The sequence below is a fragment of the Oleiagrimonas soli genome (assembly GCF_000761445.1).
Classification (GTDB): Bacteria; Pseudomonadota; Gammaproteobacteria; order Xanthomonadales; family Rhodanobacteraceae; genus Oleiagrimonas; species Oleiagrimonas soli.
The window spans coordinates 802,267-819,142 of record NZ_KN196470.1; the positions used below are offsets into that span (position 1 = coordinate 802,267).

At 68.4% G+C, this 16,876-nt stretch carries 11 protein-coding genes and 1 riboswitch; of the genes, 6 read left to right on the forward strand and 5 right to left on the reverse strand.

Translation table 11 applies throughout. The annotated features are described in order from the left end of the window. Positions 1-52: 52 nt before the first annotated feature. The 4 genes from LF63_RS03485 to LF63_RS03500 all read right to left on the reverse strand — a co-directional run bounded on the left by LF63_RS03485 (position 53) and on the right by LF63_RS03500 (position 4,845). Positions 53-985, reverse strand: coding sequence for a CPBP family intramembrane glutamic endopeptidase (locus LF63_RS03485; protein WP_043099667.1), 933 nt, complete (start codon positions 983-985; stop codon positions 53-55). Between the two features lie 11 nt (positions 986-996). Next, positions 997-1,914: a CPBP family intramembrane glutamic endopeptidase gene (locus LF63_RS03490; protein WP_043099668.1), complete on the reverse strand. Its 918-nt coding sequence runs from the start codon at positions 1,912-1,914 to the stop codon at positions 997-999. Between the two features lie 71 nt (positions 1,915-1,985). Continuing rightward, a complete protein-coding gene (locus LF63_RS03495) occupies positions 1,986-3,593 on the reverse strand; it encodes a peptide chain release factor 3 (protein ID WP_043099669.1) in 1,608 nt (535 codons plus the stop codon). 118 nt (positions 3,594-3,711) lie between these two features. Then, positions 3,712-4,845, reverse strand: a complete 1,134-nt coding sequence (locus LF63_RS03500; RefSeq protein WP_052394644.1) for a fatty acid desaturase family protein — start codon at positions 4,843-4,845, stop codon at positions 3,712-3,714. A gap of 205 nt (positions 4,846-5,050) precedes the next feature. Next, positions 5,051-5,170: riboswitch (SAM riboswitch) on the forward strand. Positions 5,171-5,254: 84 nt separating this feature from the next. Between LF63_RS03500 and metX the strand changes: the two genes are divergently transcribed. From metX to LF63_RS03525, 5 genes are all read left to right on the forward strand, one after another. Beyond that, the gene (gene metX / locus LF63_RS03505) at positions 5,255-6,289 is read left to right on the forward strand and encodes a homoserine O-succinyltransferase MetX (protein ID WP_043099670.1); all 1,035 of its coding nucleotides are present in this window, start codon (positions 5,255-5,257) and stop codon (positions 6,287-6,289) included. 1 nt (position 6,290) lies between these two features. Further along, positions 6,291-7,481: a cystathionine gamma-synthase gene (gene metB, locus LF63_RS03510; RefSeq protein WP_043099672.1), complete on the forward strand. Its 1,191-nt coding sequence runs from the start codon at positions 6,291-6,293 to the stop codon at positions 7,479-7,481. Beyond that, complete coding sequence (locus LF63_RS03515; protein ID WP_043099674.1) at positions 7,478-8,569, forward strand: homoserine dehydrogenase family protein; 1,092 nt, start codon at positions 7,478-7,480, stop codon at positions 8,567-8,569. The genes metB and LF63_RS03515 overlap by 4 nt, the downstream gene beginning before the upstream one ends. 269 nt (positions 8,570-8,838) lie before the next feature. Then, positions 8,839-9,027, forward strand: a complete 189-nt coding sequence (locus LF63_RS03520) for a DUF6229 family protein (protein WP_043099676.1) — start codon at positions 8,839-8,841, stop codon at positions 9,025-9,027. A gap of 6 nt (positions 9,028-9,033) precedes the next feature. Beyond that, the gene (locus LF63_RS03525; protein WP_081945066.1) at positions 9,034-12,006 is read left to right on the forward strand and encodes a type 2 lanthipeptide synthetase LanM family protein; all 2,973 of its coding nucleotides are present in this window, start codon (positions 9,034-9,036) and stop codon (positions 12,004-12,006) included. A 43-nt stretch (positions 12,007-12,049) separates the two neighbouring features. Here the strand turns inward: LF63_RS03525 and LF63_RS03530 are convergent, their stop codons facing one another. Beyond that, a complete protein-coding gene (locus LF63_RS03530; protein WP_043099677.1) occupies positions 12,050-13,720 on the reverse strand; it encodes an APC family permease in 1,671 nt (556 codons plus the stop codon). A 223-nt stretch (positions 13,721-13,943) separates the two neighbouring features. On the opposite strand from LF63_RS03530, the gene LF63_RS03535 reads away from it, so the two are divergent. After that, positions 13,944-16,871, forward strand: coding sequence for a ligand-binding sensor domain-containing diguanylate cyclase (locus tag LF63_RS03535; protein WP_161782319.1), 2,928 nt, complete (start codon positions 13,944-13,946; stop codon positions 16,869-16,871). The last annotated feature ends 5 nt before the right edge of the window (positions 16,872-16,876 follow it).

The window sequence follows — 16,876 nt, forward strand, 5'->3', positions numbered from 1 at the left end:
CCGCGGCGATGCGCTGCGGGCCGTTTTTTTTCGCCTGTCGGGTGGGTGTGAGCTAGATCGTGCCCGGAGCGCCACGGGCGCGGCGCGTCCAGCTTGGCGCGAGCCAGATGCCGCGGCGTCGGGCGAGCACGATCAGCGCCACGCTGATGGCCAGGGCGACGAGCATCATCACCAGCGAGGCCTCGGGACCGAACGGCCCACCGGTCAGCAGGTTCGCGCCCTGCATCCGCGTGTGTACCCAGCCGTGCGCAGGCAGCCCGGAAACCGATGTCCCCAGCACCGGGCCTTCCAGCATGTTCCACGAGGCGTGCAGGCTGATCGTGGCCCACAACGAGCGCGTCAGGTGATAGACCAGCCCGAACAGCAGTCCGGCCTCCACGGCGATGGCCAGCGCGCTCCACAGCGTCGCGTTCGGATTGGCCAGGTGCGCGGCGCCGAAGGCCAGCGCCGATGTCAGCAGCGCGGCCCAGGTGCCGAGGCCTTCCTCGACGATGCGGAACAAGACGCCGCGGAATGCGATCTCCTCGAACACGCCGGCGCTGAGCGCATAGAACACGAAGGCATTGAGCCAGTCCACGTGGCCGCCGATGCCGGTCGCGCGGTAGACGCCCAGCAGCCACAGCGTACCGAGGCTCAGTCCGATCACCAGCGCGCCGAGTCCCAGTCCCAGCAGCACATGGCGAAACAGTCGGCGCGTGCCCAGCTCCGAGGGCCAGCGACGTTCCACGCCCCGCACGAGCACGAGGTAGGCCAGTAGGCCGGGAACGGTGCGCAGCATCAGGGACGCGAAACCAGGTTCGGACTGGCCGTTGCGGATCGGCCCGAAGGCCCATTCGACGTGTCCCGCCAGCGCGGCGGCCAGGGTGCTGAACAGTGCGAATAGCAACACGAAGAACACAATGCGCGCTAGCGGCGAATACCAGAGCCAACGCGCCCATGCGTTGGCTTCCGGCGGCGTGACGAAGGCCGGAACAGGGTGGGTCATGGCGGTCTGCGTCAGGAAGCCACGGCCGCGCGCCGCGCCCAGAATGGCGGCACGATGCTGCTGCGGCGCAGCGCGATGAAGAGGAACACGCCGGCCAGCGCCAGGCTGCACAGTGGCGTGACCAGAGAGGCTTCCGGACCGAAGCTGCCGCCGCTGAGCCAGTCCGGGCCGCTCATCTGGGCGTGAACCCATCCCTGTGCGGGCAGACCCGAGACCGAGGTACCCAAGACCGGTCCTTCCATGAGGTTCCATGCCGCATGCAGGCCCATGCAGAACCACAGCGATCGGGTCACGTGATAGACCAGCCCGAACAACACGCCGGCTTCGATGGCGATGGCCGTACCGCTCCACAGGGTCGCGTTGGGGTTGCCCAAGTGGATCGCGCCGAAGGCGAGCGCCGAGACCAGCAAGGCGATCCAGGTGCCCAGACTTTCCTCGACAATGCGGTACAGCACGCCGCGAAAAACGATTTCTTCGCTGATGCCGGCGCCAAGGCCGACGGTGAGGATCTCGGCCAGCCAGTGCACTTCGCCACCGGTATCCAGCACGTGGTAGCTGCCGGCGAGCCAGAGCACACCGACGACCGTGCACAGCAGAATCGTGCCGAGGACGAGCCCCGCCGACGCATGCGCGGGCAATTTGCGCCAGGCTAGCTCCGCAGGCCATCGCCGTTCGATGAGACGGGTCAGGATCAGATAGGCGAATACCGTCGGTACTGTTCGGACGATCAGCTGAGACCAGCCCTTGATATCCGGCGGAGCGGTCTTCATGCTCCAGCCGAGAGCGTGTAGGCCGATCAGGACGAGGAAGCCGAAGACGAATACCAGTGCGGCGAAGATCAGCACGCGCGCCAACGCGGAATACACCAGCCAGCGTTGCCAGCCCGGTGCTTCGCTCGGTGTACGAAACGCCAGATTCCAGTCTCGCATGCGTAACCCTCCCCTGATGGATACGGTCGAGCGTAGCAACCGCTGGCCTCCCGGGGAAGGCGACCGATGTCCTATCCGTTTACCTCGACCGAACTGGCGTGTTCGCGGGTGGCGGCGAAGGTCACGTCCGGCCAGCGTTCCTGCGTCAGTTGCAGGTTCACGCGAGTCGGCGCCAGGTAGACCAGCGCGCCGGAGGCGTCCAGTGCCAGGTGCTGCGCGTTCTTCTCGCGGAACTGTTCCAGCATCTTCTCGTCGTCGCAGTAGATCCAGCGCGCGGTGGCCACGGTGACGTTGTCGAACGCCGCTTCCACGCCGTATTCGTCCTTCAGGCGGTAGGCGACCACGTCGAACTGCAGTACGCCGACCGCGCCGAGGATCAGGTCGTTCGACATCAGCGGACGGAAGAACTGCGTGGCGCCCTCCTCGGACAGCTGTGCCAGCCCCTTCTGCAGGGCCTTCATCTTCAGCGGATCGCGCAGCCGCGCGCGGCGGAACAGCTCCGGCGCGAAGTTGGGGATGCCGGTGAAGTTCAGCGCCTCGCCCTCGGTGAAGGTGTCGCCGATGGAGATGGTGCCGTGGTTGTGCAGGCCGATCACGTCGCCCGGGTAGGCGGTGTCGACGATGTCGCGGTCGGAGGCCATGAAGGTCAGCGCGTTGGCGATGCGCACGTCCTTGCCGGTGCGCGTCTGCAGCATCTTCATGCCGGCCGAGTAGGTGCCCGAGCACACGCGCATGAAGGCCACGCGGTCGCGGTGCGCAGGGTCCATGTTGGCCTGGATCTTGAACACGAAGCCGCTGAGCTTCTCCTCGTCGGCGTCGACCTCGCGCGTGGTGGTCGCGCGCGGCTGCGGGCCGGGCGCGTGCTCGACGAAGAAGTCCAGCAGCAGCTGCACGCCGAAGTTGTTCACGGCGGAGCCGAAGAACACCGGCGTCTGCTTGCCGGCGAGATACTGCGCCGGGTCGAAGGGCTCGACCGCGCCGGTGACCAGTTCCAGCTCGTCGCGCAGCTCGGACAGCGCCTCGGCGCCCAGTGCGGCTTCCAGTTCCGGGTGGTCGAGGCCCTTCAGCACCTTGGCGTCCTGGCGCTCGTAGTTCTTGCCGGCCTCGTACAGGTACACCTCGTCGCGCACCAGGTGATAGACGCCCTTCAGGCGCTTGCCCATGCCGATGGGCCAGGTGATCGGCGCGCACTGGATGCCCAGCACCGATTCGACCTCGTCGAACAGCTCCAGCGGCGAGCGGCCCTCGCGGTCGAGCTTGTTGATGAAGGTCATGATCGGCGTGGTGCGCAGACGGCAGACTTCCATCAGCTTGATGGTGCGCTCCTCCACGCCCTTGGCGCAGTCGATCACCATCAGTGCCGAATCGACCGCGGTGAGCACGCGGTAGGTGTCTTCCGAGAAGTCGGCGTGGCCCGGCGTGTCGAGCAGGTTGACGATCTTGCCGCCGTAGGGGAACTGCATCACCGAGGACGTCACGGAGATGCCGCGTTCCTTCTCCAGCGCCATCCAGTCGGAGGTGGCGTGGCGCGCGGCCTTGCGGCTCTTCACCGAGCCGGCCATCTGGATCGCGCCGCCGAACAGCAGCAGTTTTTCGGTCAGCGTGGTCTTGCCCGCGTCAGGATGGCTGACGATGGCGAAGGTGCGCCGACGCGCGGTTTCGGTGCGGTGGCTGGACATGGGCGTGGGCCGCAGCGTTAAACCACCCATGATAGCGCGCCGCCGACCCCGCGCGCATCTGCGCGCAAGGTGCCTCCGGCGCATGAACCGGTCGGAGCGGTCGAAGTGCGCGGCCCCATCAGGCGGGGCGCAGGCTCATCCTGTGCAGCCACCGGTAATGCGAGGCAATGCTGGCGGCGAACGACGGGCTGACGTGGTATGGCAGTCCGAATTCGCGGCAGGTCCGCTCCACCACGCGCGCCACCGCCGGGTAGTGCACATGGGCGATATGCGGGAACAGGTGGTGTTCGACCTGGAAGTTGAGGCCGCCGATCAGCCAGGACAGCACCCGGTTGTGCGGCGCGAAATTGACGGTGGTGTGCAGCTGGTGCACGGCCCACGGTGTGTCCAGGTGCGGCGCCTCGCCGACCGGGGTCGGGAACGCCGCCGCTTCCACGACGTGCGCCATCTGGAAGACCAGCGCCAGCAGCAGGCCGGAGACGGCGGCCACCACCGCGTAGCCGGCCACGACCGCGGTCCACGGATGGAACAGCAGGGGCAGGCCGAAGGCGAGCATGAAGAACGCCAGCTTGCCGAGCACGAACACGGCCAGATCCGCACCGCGCGGGCGCGCGAAGGATCGGGTGCCGATGGTGCCGGTGAGCAGGTCGCGGAAGTCGCCGTACAGATGCCAGCGCAGCACGGTCACGGCGTACAGCGGCCAAAGATACAGATGCTGCCAGCGGTGCCACGGACGCCGGCGCTGGCCGGGCGACAGGCGCGCCAGTACGCCCAGATCGATGTCGCTGTCGTGGCCGTCGACATTCACCCAGGTGTGATGGAAGCGGCCGTGCTTCCATTGCCAGATGTAGGAACTGCCGCCGACCAGGTCCAGGGTCATCGCCATCAGCCGGTTGACCCAGCGCCGTTTGGAATAGGCCAGGTGACCGCCGTCATGCATGATGTTGAAGCCGATGCCGGCGGTCGCCGCGCCCAGCGCCACGGCCAGCGGCAGCGCCTGCCACCAGGTCTGCGCCAAAAACACCAGGGCGGTGTAGGTCAGAGCGAAGGCGGTCAGGATGATTGCGGTCTTCGCATACATGCGCCCGCTGTCGCGCGGGTCACAGCCGCGGTCGCGCAAATCCGCCAGCACGCGACGCTTGAGTTCGCGATGAAAGGCGTTGTCGCCGTTGAAGCGGAGCGGTCCCGCCTCTCGGCCCGTGGGCGATGAATCGGTCGCCGGGCCGTGTCGCGATGCTGCGTTGCGGGACATGGGTACATCGTCTGATGGGGAGTCCCATCGTACCCCGTCCGAGGTCATGCGGATGTTCAGACGAGCGATGCACGGGTTTTCCTGCGGCGCAGGACATGCGTCGCAGGCATCCGCATGTTCGTTCAAACAGATCATGTCGTTTTTGAATATGGACGTATAGACGTCTATTGACACATGCCGTTTACGGCTATAGAGTTCATCGAAACACTCATCGAGACCGGCTGAGGGACAGGCCCGACGAAGCCGGGGCAACCCGCGGATACCGCAAGGTTCCGCACGGTGCCAACTCCTGCGGGAGCGCGAAGCGCTCACCGAGAGATGAGTCGACGCACCCCGGCTTCGTCCATCTGGGGTGCGGCGATTCCGATCCGGTGCTCCGCAGGTCGATGCCGACACGCCGGAGCGCCGCATGACTCTTCAAGCCGTCCCCACCGCCGAACCGACCGCCTCGTGCAGCGAGGCGGTCGGTGTCGAGCGCCACGATTTCCACTGCCAGCGCCAGGTGCGCCGCATCCGCCTGACGCCGCGTTACGCCGAGGGCGCGCGCGAGGTGTCGGTGCGCTACCTGTGGACCGGCGCGCCGGGTGCGCCGACGGTGATCGTGCAGGGCGGCATCTCGGCCGACCGCGACGTCTGTTCCAGCGAGACGCATCCGGACGAAGGCTGGTGGCAGGCGCTGGTGGGCGTCGACCGCGCGCTGGATCTGCGCCGCTGCCGCGTGCTGGCGATCGACTGGCTGGGCGCGTCCGATCTGGGTGCTTCGGCCGTATCCACCGCGGATCAGGCCGACGCCCTGGCGGCGTTGCTGGACGCTTTGCAGATCGGCCGCGCGGAGGCCTACATCGGCGCCTCGTATGGCGCGATGGTCGGTCTGGCGTTCGCGGCGCGTCATGCGCATCGCCTGGGTCGTCTGGTGGCGCTGGCCGGCGCCCATCGTCCGCATCCGCTGGCGACCGCGCAGCGTTCGGTGCAGCGCGAGATCGTCCGCTTCGGTCTGCGCACCGGCGAAGTCGATCAGGCGCTGGCACTGGCGCGCCAACTGGCGCTGACCACCTATCGTGGCAGCGAAGAATTCGCCGCGCGCTTCGCCGGCGAGGCGCGTTTCGCCGACGGCCGTTTCCGTCTGCCGGTCGAGGACTGGCTGGAACACAACGGCAAGCGTTTCGTCGAACGCTTCGATGCGCAGCGTTACCTGTCGTTGTCCGAGTCCATCGATCTGCACGACGTCGATCCGTCGACCGTGCGCGTGCCGACCACGCTGATCGGCTTCGCCTCCGACCGCCTGGTGCCGCTGGCCGACCTGTGCGCCCTGCAGCGCGCGCTGGGCGCGCCGGCCACGCTCGAAGTCATCCAGACCGTTTATGGACACGACGGATTCCTGAAGGAACCCGCCCAGCTCGCGCCGTTGCTGCGCGACACCCTGCAAGCCTGTTGTGGAGCCTGACATGAGCACTTCCGCTTCATCCGCCACGCGCGCCGTGCGCGCCGGCATCGAATCCGACACGCAGCACGGCGCGGTGGTGCCGCCGTTGCATCTGTCGACCAACTACAGCTTCGCCGGCTTCGGCCAGAAGCGCGCCTACGACTATTCGCGCAGCGGCAATCCGACGCGCGACCTGCTGGCCGAGGCGCTGGCCGAGCTGGAGCAGGGCGCGGGCGCGGTGGTCACGGCCAGCGGCATGGCCGCCGTGGCGCTGGCGCTGGAACTGGTGCCGGCCGGCGGTCGCGTGCTGGCTGCGCACGATTGCTACGGCGGCACCTGGCGACTGCTCGACGCTTGGGCGAAGAAGGGCCGCTTCGAGGTGATCTTCGCCGACCTCACCGACCCGGCGAGCCTGGGCGAAGGCCTGGCGCGCAAGCCGGATCTGGTCTGGGTCGAGACGCCGTCGAATCCGCTGCTGCGCATCACCGACGTGCGTCACGTGGCGCAGGCGGCGCATGCCGTCGGCGCATTGTGTCTGGTCGACAACACCTTCCTGTCGCCGGCGCTGCAGCAGCCGTTGACACTGGGTGCGGACGTGGTGCTGCATTCGACCACCAAGTACATCAACGGCCACAGTGACGTGGTCGGCGGCGCGGTCGTCGCACGCACGCCGGAGCTGGCCGAGCAACTGAAATGGTGGGCCAATTGTCTGGGTCTGACCGGCGCGCCGTTCGACAGCTTCCTGACCCTGCGCGGTCTGCGCACGCTGGATGCGCGCCTGCGCGTGCACCAGGAGAACGCCGAGCGCATCGCCGCGTTGCTGGACGACCATCCGGCCGTGGCGCGGGTCTACTACCCGGGGCTGGCGACGCATCCGCAGCATGCGCTGGCGGCGCGCCAGCAGCGCGGTTTCGGCGCCATGCTCAGCTTCGAGTTGCAGGGCGGCGAGGGAGCGATCCGCGCCTTTCTGGACGGTCTGGAATATTTCTCGCTGGCCGAATCGCTGGGCGGCGTGGAGAGCCTGGTCGCGCATCCGGCCAGCATGACGCACGCCTCGATGGCGCCCGAGGCGCGGCGCACGGCGGGCATCGCCGACACCCTGCTGCGGCTTTCGGTGGGCATCGAAAGTGCCGACGATCTGGTTGCCGACCTCACCGCCGGGCTCGAGCGCGCGCAGCGCGTGCAGGCGCGCAAACCGGCGGCATCGGCATGAATGCGGTGTTCGCGGAGGCGTCGACGATTCAGGATCGTGCGGATGCGCAGCAGGACGATATCGCCGTGGTGCTGTTCGGTACGGGCGTGGTCGGCGGCGCGTGGCTGCGTCTGCTGAACACGCCGGCGGGCGCGCGGCTGCGTCTGGTCGGCGCGGCCAATTCGCGCTGGCAGACCACCGACCCCGCCCGTCTGGCCGATCGGCGCGTGCGCGACAACCTCGACCGCGGCGGCGATTGCCGCGACGATGCCGCGCTGCTGGCTGCCCTCGATGCCAGCGATGCGTCGATCAAGGTCATCATCGACGCCACCGCCAGCGACGTGCTGGCCGCCGCGCATGCCGAATGGCTGGCGCGCGGCTATCACGTCGTGACCGCCAACAAGGCCGCGGCTGGCGGTGCGCTGGAAGGCTGGAACGCGTTGGCCGATGGTCGTGAACGCGGTCGGACCTGTTACGGCGACGCGGCGACCGTGGGCGCCGGCTTGCCGGTGATCTCGACCGTGCGTCGTCTGCGTGCCTGCGGCGACGAGCTGTTGAATCTGGAGGGCGTGTTTTCGGGTTCGTTGTCGTGGCTGTTCAGTCGCTACGACGGCACCGCGCCGTTCTCCGAACTGCTTCGGCATGCGCGCGAGCTCGGCTACAGCGAGCCGGATCCACGCGCCGATCTGTCCGGTCAGGACGTGGCGCGCAAGCTGCTGATCCTCGCGCGCAGCGCCGGATTCGATCTGGAGCCCGGCGATATCGAGGTGGAGAACCTCGTGCCCGAGACGCTGCGCGGGCTGTCGGTGGAAGAATTCCTGCAGCACGCCGATGCTCTCGACGCCGTGTTCGCCGAGCGCTACGTTACGGCGGCATCGCGCGGTCAGCGGCTGCGCTATCTGGCGCAGTTGGACCGCGATGGCGCGGCGCGCGTCGGCCTGCGCGCGGTGTCCGAGGAGCATCCCGCCAACGGCCTTCGCGGCACCGACAATCTGTTCGCGTTCACCACCGCGCGTTACCGTGCGCAGCCGCTGGTGATCCAGGGTCCGGGCGCTGGCGCGGAGGTCACGGCGCAGGCGTTGCTTGGCGACGTACTGGCGCTTTCCTGAACCCGCAAAGCGGAAAATTTCCGAATGCGTGTAGGCGCTTGCATGCGTTTGCGCAGAAGGTGTGCAGGTGTGACGGCTATCGCTATACAAGCGCGCCGAAACCTTGCTAGCTTCGGGACGGGGCGCAGGCAGTGCGTCCCGTTCGCGTGCCGGAAGCGTTACAGGAAGCGGTAGTCCCGCGCGTCGTCTTCGAGTTCGGGTTCTGACGCCTTCAGCCAATGCCTCTTCGTGCGCGAAGTTCTCAACTTCATTTTTGCAGGAGGCGAATCATGAGCAACGAGAACCCGATCGACACCGCGGCGCAGTGGCGCGAAGAAGCCGGCGTGAACAACCCGGCGGGCCCGCTGTTTGCCGGTGACGGCTTTGTCGAGTCCGACATCGCCGGCGAGGCCAGCGTCATCACGCTGAACGGCTGCGGCACGGCGTGTACCGGATCGTACACGCGCTACTGCTGCTAAGAGGTCGTGGCGTCTCCCAAGGACGCCCCTGACTTCGACGCGGCCCTGGGCTGTCTGCTCCTGCCTGCACTGGAGGGGCTGGCAGTCCAGGCCGCACGAATCCCCGGATTCGAGCCCGAAGAACAGGAGGCGCTGCACGCCGCCGCGCGCGAGTCGCTGCTGGTCACGCTGCATCGCAAGCTCGGTCGGCTGCTGCTGCTCGAACTCAACGCGGCGCGTGAGAACGGCCAGCTGCAGGGCGACGATACCGAAGCGCGCTGGCAGGATTTTCTGCGCAAGGCTTCCCGGATCGAATTTTGGGAAAGCATGCATGCGCACTACCCGACGCTGCGGCGCCGCCTCGACATCTTGATCGACGGCCGCTGCCAGGCCGCGCTGGAACTGGCGCGTCGCTGGGCGAAGGATCGCGACACGCTCGCTCCGCTGTGCGGCAGGCCGGTCGGGCGACTGCGCGAGATCGGCTTCGGCGCTGGCGACACGCATTTGCACGGACGCAGCGTGGTGCTGTTGCGCTGCGATGGCGGTCGTTTGCTCTACAAACCGCGTTCGCTGCGCATCGATGCGTCGCTGCGCGCCTTCATCGACACCCTGATCGCCCGGCACGACGCGCCCAGCAGCATGCGCGTGCCCGAGGTGATCTGCGCCGACGGCTACGGCTGGAGCGCGCACGTCGCGCACCGCTATGCGGAAGGCGATGACGAACTGCGCGCGTTCTATCGCGGACTCGGTCACTGGCTGGCGGTGATGCGCTTGCTCGGCGGCACCGACATGCACGCCGAAAACATGATCGCCTGCGGACCGAGTCCGGTGGTGATCGACTGCGAGACCTTGTTCACGCCGCCCGCGCCGGCCCGGGACTCGGGCTTTGGTGCGGCGATGGATCGCGCTGCCGAGCGCATCGCCGGCACGGCGATGGGCGTGGGCATTCTGCCGGGGCGCGGCGCGGGATTGGGCTGGAAGGGCGTGGATACTTCCGCCGCCGGTTCGCTGCCCGGACAGCAGCCGCGCATGCAGCAATCGGACATCGTCGACGCCGGCACCGATCGCGCCCGCCTGGGCGAGGTGTGGGTCGATGCGCCGATTGCGCAGAATCATCCCAGTCCGGAGCCGGCGCTGGCGCAATACTGGCCGCACGTGCTGGACGCCTTCGACGCCATGACCGCCACGCTGCAGCGCCTGGATGGCGCCGCGGCGCTGCAGCCGATGCTGCAGGACTTCGCCGCGTGCCGCGTGCGGGTCGTGACGCGGGCGACCGAGGTGTATGCGCAGCTGGCGCGCATGCTGTGGCATCCGGTGTCGTTGCACCGCGAAGCGCCCGCGCGCGAGCGCGCACGGGATCTGCTCGCGCGCATGGCGCAGAACGTGTCGAGCGCACCCGGTCAGGCCGACATCATCGAGGCCGAGATCGACGATCTTGAAGAGGGCGACATCCCGTACTTCACCACCCGCGTGCGCGACGGCCGAATCGAGGGGCCGCGCGGCACGCGCTGGCGCGACACCGGTCCGCGCATCGACGCGGCGCTGGCGCACTGGCGCGGGATGGACATGGAGCTGGAGCGGCAAGTCATCCGCTCGGCCCTGGTCAGCGCCTATGTCAACGACGGCTGGAGTCCTTCGGATACCTCCTTGTGGCCGGCGCGCGAGCAGGTGCGCCATGCCGATCTCGACGCGCGTCGGCGCGCACGGCTGCGCGAGATGATGCAGCGCCTGCGCACCCACGCCATCGAGGCCGACGACGGCAGCGTGGCGTGGATCGCGCCGACGTTCGATCCGGCCACCGGCTGGTCGGTGCGTCCACTCGGTCCCGACCTCTACGGCGGCATGTCCGGCATGGCGGTACTCGTGGCCGGTTACCTGCGCGAGATGCGCGCCGGTCGTGTCGACGAGCTGGCGGGCATGGACGATCTGCTCGCGCGCGTTCGTCATACGCTCGATCTGGGCGAAGCGCGCAACGCGCGCATGCGTGCGGAGGGCGTGAAGATGCGACCGCCGTCGGTGGGCGCGTACTTCGGGCTGGCCTCGCAGGTCTGGGCGCGGTTGCTGCTGCATGCGTGGGGCATGGACGATGCGAGTGCGCTGGAGCGCGCCTGTCGGGTCGCCGACGGCATGGCCGAGGCGGCCGCCGCGGCACCCGAAGCCCACGATCTGCTCATCGGGCGCGCCGGCGCGATCCCGATCCTGCAGGCGTTGGCGGCGCACAGCGGGCAGACGCGCTACGCCACGCTCGCGGCGAACATGGGCGATGAACTCTGCGCGCAGGCGCTGCGCGAGGACGGCCGCGCGCACTGGAAGAATCCGAGCTGGCCCGACGGCATCGGCGGTTTCGCGCACGGCGTGACCGGCGTGGCCTGGGCGCTGGAGCATCTGGCGCGTGCGGGCGGAAACGTCGCGCACCGCGAAACGGCGCAGGCGGCGTTCGCCTTTGAAGCGCATCTCTACGATGGCGACGAAGGCAACTGGCTCGATCTGCGCATGATCGAGGGTTTCCGCAGCGCCGCGGCGTGGTGCCACGGCGCCGTCGGCATCGGCCTGGCGCATGCGCATCTCGATCCGTCGTGGCAACGCCCCGAAACGCGCCGCACGTTGCGACGCGCGGCGGCGGCCACGTGGCGGCTGGGCATGGGCTGGAACCACTGCCTGTGCCACGGCGACGCCGGTTCGTGGGAGTTGCTGCGCACGGCGATCCGCGCCGGCGAGGGACCGGCCGGCGTGACGCTGGCCTCACTGGACGCCGCGTTGCTCACCGGCGTCGAGGATCACGGCGTCTCCTGCGGCATGACCCGCGACACGTTCTCGCCGGGGCTGCTGCCGGGCGAGGGCGGCATGGCGTGGCAACTGCTGCGCATGCATCCGGAGAGCGATCTGCCCTCGTTGCTGCTGCCGGGCGACGGTCTGGAGGCGGCGGTCTCCGTGGCGGAGCGCACGACGCGGTCCGATGCCGCGATCCGTTCGGCCGTGGCCGAAACGGAAACGCCCTGACGCGGGCAGTGCCGCGTCAGGGCGTCGTTGAAGCGCAAAACGTTCAGTGCAGCCGCGAAACGATGGCTTCGGCTTCGTCTTCCTCCGGCGGCACCAGGATGGCGTCCGGATGCTCGTGCGCCTCGATGCGGATGGCCTCGACCGACGGCGTGCGCCAGCCGGACTTCACGCCCCACAGGAAGAAGATCAGTCCGATCACCGCGACCACGGCCAGGTCCCAGCCGTACGGAATGTAGTCGAGGCCGCCGAACTTGGCGCTGCCGATGTACGACATCGTGGCCAGCACGATGAGGTAGCAGACCAGCCACCAGGCGCCCTTCATCTGCCGGCCGAAGTCGTGCCACTGCTGCTTGTGCTGGTAGTACAGGTAGATCGGCAGGGCCACCACGATCAGCAGGATGATCTGTCCGGTCAGCGGCCACTTGGCCCAGTACAGCAGCTCGGCGGACATGATGAAGGCGATGCCGGCGATGATCGACAGCCCGTGCAGGCGGAACGGCCGCTTCAGTTCCGGTGCGGTGCGGCGCAGGGTCATCACGCTGACCGGGCCGGTCAGGTAGGAGATGATCGTCGCCACCGAGATCACCGCCGCCAGCGAATCCCAGCCGCGGAAGAAGAACAGGAACACGTAGGCCACGACCAGGTTCAGCCACATCGCCGGGCGCGGCACGCCCCACTTCGGATGGATGCGGCCGAACAGCTTCGGCAGCGTGCCGTTGCGCTCCATGCCGTACAGCATGCGCGCGGTGGACGCGGTGTAGGTCATGCCGGTGCCGCTGGGGCTGACGAAGGCGTCGGCGTAGAGCAGGATCGCCAGCCAATTCAGATTGACGATGACGGCCAGTTCGGCGAACGGCGAGCTGAAATCGATGCCGTGCCAGCCGGCCTTCGCCAGCATCTGCTGCGGCACCGAGCCGAGATAGGCGACCTGCAGCAGCACGTAGACGATGGTCGCCAGCACGATCGCGCCGACGATGGCGAACGGAATGCTGCGCCCGGGATTGCGCGCCTCGCCGGCCAGGTTCACCGGACTCTGGAAGCCGTTGAAGCTGAACACGATGCCGGCGGTGGCGACGGCCGTCAGGATGGCCGCGAAGTCGTTGGTGTGCGAACCGCCGTTGATGCCGACGCTGAAGTTCTCGTGATGGAAGCCGCTGGCGATTAGGCCGATGCCGGTGACGGCGGGAATGATCAGCTTGACGATGGTGATGGCGCTGTTGGAGCGCGCGAACAGCTTCACGCTCCAGAAGTTCAGCAGGAAGTACATCAGCACCAGCAGCGCGGCCAGGGACAGGCCCAGGTGGCTTAGTTCGCCGTGCTGGCCGGGCACCTCGTGATAGAGGTTTTGCGCCCATTCCCATTTCCAGCCGGCCATGTACTGGATCGAGGCTTCGGCTTCGACCGGAATCACCGAGACGATTGCGATCCAGTTCGACCACGCGGCGATGAAGCCGACCAGCGAACCGTGCGAGTAGTGACCGTAGCGCACCATGCCGCCGGTCTCGGGGAACATCGCGCCCAGTTCGGCGTAGGTCAGTGCGATGCTCATGATGATGGCGGCGCCCAGCAGCCAGGCCCAGATGGCGCCGGGTCCGGCCAGCTTGGCGGCATTCCAGGCACCGAACAGCCAGCCGGAGCCGATGATCGAGCCCAGGCCGGTGAACATCAGCGCCCACGGGCCGACGTCGCGGCGGATCGAGGTGTCTTGGGTCATGTAGATTCCTTGGTTCCGGTCGCCGGGCAAATCGGCGGGCACAAATCAGCCCATTGTTTCAGAGCCGACGACGACTGTCCCGTGCCGCAGGTCATATCGATCCGATGCCTTGGCGGATATGCGAAGCCGGTCCGCATCGTGCACAATCTTCGCAGGGCGACAGTACTGGGAACGGATACCGTCACTTCGCCGACCTCACATCGGCGAGACGGGAGACCTGAACATGCGGCGGGACCGAGTGTGCACGGGAGCAAGCGAGCTGCCCGTCCAACGGGCATCGCGCTGGCTGGCGAGTGCGGCTCTGCTGCTGTCCGCGCTCCTCGGAACCTCCGCGTGGGCGCAGAGCGACGCCGCGCCGCGCATCGTCGCCATGCAGACCTTCGCGCAGGATCAGGGGCTGCGCAGCCTGGCGGCCAACGTGCTGCTGCGCGACCGCCGCGGCGTGTTGTGGGTAGGCACCGACAAGGGGCTGTACCGTTTCGACGGTCGCGATTTCATGCCCGTCGAGGGGCATGCGGGCGATGGCCTCGATCTCGCGCGTCTGCGCGTCAACGATCTGCATCAGGCCCCGGACGGACGCATCTGGATCGGCGCCGCGCAGGGACTCTACGTGTGGCAGGACGGCCGCGTCCGTCGCGTCGCCGACATCCCCGTGGACGATCTGCGGCGCATCGCCGATGACGGCGCGGACGGTGTTTATGTGCGTCATCAGCGACGGCTGGTGCATGTGGATGCCGCCGGGCAGGTGCGCACGGTGCCGTGGCCGCAGGCGTTGCGCGAAGGTGTGCTGACCGACGGTCCGGTGCTGTGGCTGCGCGAACGTTTGTGGACGACCTGCGGTGCACGTCTGTGCACGCGCACGGCGAGCGGTGCGCTGGCGTTCTGGGGCGCCGCGCGCGGCGTGCCCACGGACCAGTGGATCACGCTCTATCGCGACCCTGCCGGCGCTCTCTGGGTCGGCGGCATGCATCATTTGCTGCAATTGCCGGCGAGCAGCGATCGTTTCCGCGCGATCGACAGCACCGATCCGGTCGAAACGCTGACCAGCGACGATCGGGGCCGCGTGCTGGCGGGTACGGCCGGACACCTCAGCCGCTGGGATGGCGCGCACTGGATGCGCTTTGCCGACGACCGCGGCCTGCAGGCCGCGCAGATCCGCGACCTGGTGTTCGATCCGGCCGGCGCGGTGTGGCTGGCGACCGGCGGCCGCGGCGTGCTGCGCTGGCGTGGCTACGGTCGTTTCCGCAACTGGCTGGCGGCGCAGGGGCTGGACAGCGCGCCGACCTGGGCCATCGCCCGCGATGCGGACGGCCGCCTGTGGTTGGGCAATCAGCGGCACGGCAACTTGCTGGAGCCAGGTGCGGAGAAGCTCACGCCGTGGCCGCCGGCGCTGCGCCGGGCGGACTGGATGGACGCCATCGCCTTGCTGCCCCGCGGGCGCTGCATGTGGATCGTGTTCAACCAGGGACGGGTGGTGCGCTACGACCTGGATACGCACAAGGCGCTGCAAGTGGCGAGTGGCGCGGGCTGGGCGAAATTCGGTCGGTTCGATGCGCGCGGGCGATTGTGGTTCGGCACCCACGGAAGCTTGTGGCGGATCGACGATCCCGATGCGGCGCAGCCGCATGCGCAGCGCATGGCGACCGGTCTGCCCGACGACACCAACTATTTCGACGTCGCCGCCGACGCCAGCGGCGATCTGTGGTTCGCCACCAGTCACGGTTTGCTGCGTTTCGCGGCCGGTGCGTTCCGGCGTGTGCGCACGCAGCCAGCGCCGGTCGGCGGTTTCGTCGATGTGGCGCGCACCGGCGATGGCCGATGGTGGTTGGCCGCGGTCGCGGGCGGTCTGTACACGGCGCGTCCCGATGCGGACGGGAGCATGGCGCTGCGCGTGGTCAACGATCCGCTGCTGCGTCAGGGCATGATCTATGCGCTGGACGTGGATCGCTCGGGTCAGCTGTGGGTGGCCGGCGATGCTGGAGTGGATCGTTTCGACGGCGAACGCTGGCGACGCTTCGACCGCAGCGACGGACTGGTCTGGGACGACATGTCGCCGCATGCGTTCCATCAGGACAGCGATGGCTCGATCTGGTTCGGCACCAGCGGCGGCGTGTCGCATCTGCTGCAACCGCAGGCGATGCATCCGACGGCATTGCCGGCGCCGGTGATCCTGCAGGTGCGCTACGGCACCCACGTCGAGCCGCCGGGCGAGTCGCTGCGGCGGCCCTGGAACCGCAAGGCGCTGACGGTGGCGCTGGCGACGGTCGGCGATGCGCATGCGGACAGTGCGTCGATCGAATACCGCCTCTTGGCCGGCGACGCCGACGGCGGCGCCTGGGAGTCGTCGGCGTCCCACTTGTTGCGCTACGCGTCGCTGGCGCCCGGCAGCTATCGTTTCCAGGCGCGGGTCGTGGACCCCGATCTGCGCCTGCGCTCGCCGATCACCGCCTTCGGCATCGACATCGTGCCGCCATGGTGGCGCACGGGCTGGGCGCGCGCCGGTTACGTGTTGCTGGCGCTGCTGGCGGTGCTGATGCTGTGGCGTCTGCGCAGCGCGCATCTGCTGCGCAGGCAGTTGTTGCTGGAATGCATGGTGGCCGAGCGCACGCGTGAGCTGGAGGCGGACAAGCGCGAACTCGAGGCCGCGCGCCAGGCGTTGCAGTACGAGGCCAGCCACGATGCGCTGACCGGCCTGCTCAATCGCGGCGCGGTGGTCGAGATTCTGGTCGAGGCGTTGCTGGGCACGCAGTTCGAGGGGCGACCGGTGGCCGTGGCGCTGTTCGATCTGGATCACTTCAAGCAGGTCAACGACACCTACGGCCACCTCACCGGCGACGCGGTGCTGGTGCAGTGCGCGCAGCGGCTGCGGCGACTGGCGCCGGCCGATGCCGCGCTGGGCCGCTACGGCGGCGAGGAGCTGCTGGCGGTCTGGCCGGGACTGGTCGATGGCGACGCCGGTCTCGCCAAGCGTTTCGCGACGCTGCTCGAAGGGCACTACACCGACGGCGAGCACCGCCTGCGCGTGACCTGTTCCATCGGTGTCGCCTGGGCGCGTCATGGCGACGACGTCGGCAGCCTGCTGCGGCGCGCGGACGCCGCGCTGTACCGCGCTAAGCAGGCCGGACGCGCACGAGTCGAACGCGCCGACTAGCGGTT

Coding starts and splice junctions, on each gene's coding strand:
- metB (WP_043099672.1), top strand. CDS start 6,291: ATGAGCACTTCCGCTTCATCCGCCACGCGCGCCGTGCGCGCCGGCATC.
- LF63_RS03530 (WP_043099677.1), bottom strand. CDS start 13,720: ATGACCCAAGACACCTCGATCCGCCGCGACGTCGGCCCGTGGGCGCTG.
- LF63_RS03500 (WP_052394644.1), bottom strand. CDS start 4,845: ATGTCCCGCAACGCAGCATCGCGACACGGCCCGGCGACCGATTCATCG.
- LF63_RS03490 (WP_043099668.1), bottom strand. CDS start 1,914: ATGCGAGACTGGAATCTGGCGTTTCGTACACCGAGCGAAGCACCGGGC.
- LF63_RS03520 (WP_043099676.1), top strand. CDS start 8,839: ATGAGCAACGAGAACCCGATCGACACCGCGGCGCAGTGGCGCGAAGAA.
- LF63_RS03485 (WP_043099667.1), bottom strand. CDS start 985: ATGACCCACCCTGTTCCGGCCTTCGTCACGCCGCCGGAAGCCAACGCA.
- LF63_RS03535 (WP_161782319.1), top strand. CDS start 13,944: ATGCGGCGGGACCGAGTGTGCACGGGAGCAAGCGAGCTGCCCGTCCAA.
- metX (WP_043099670.1), top strand. CDS start 5,255: ATGACTCTTCAAGCCGTCCCCACCGCCGAACCGACCGCCTCGTGCAGC.
- LF63_RS03515 (WP_043099674.1), top strand. CDS start 7,478: ATGAATGCGGTGTTCGCGGAGGCGTCGACGATTCAGGATCGTGCGGAT.
- LF63_RS03495 (WP_043099669.1), bottom strand. CDS start 3,593: ATGTCCAGCCACCGCACCGAAACCGCGCGTCGGCGCACCTTCGCCATC.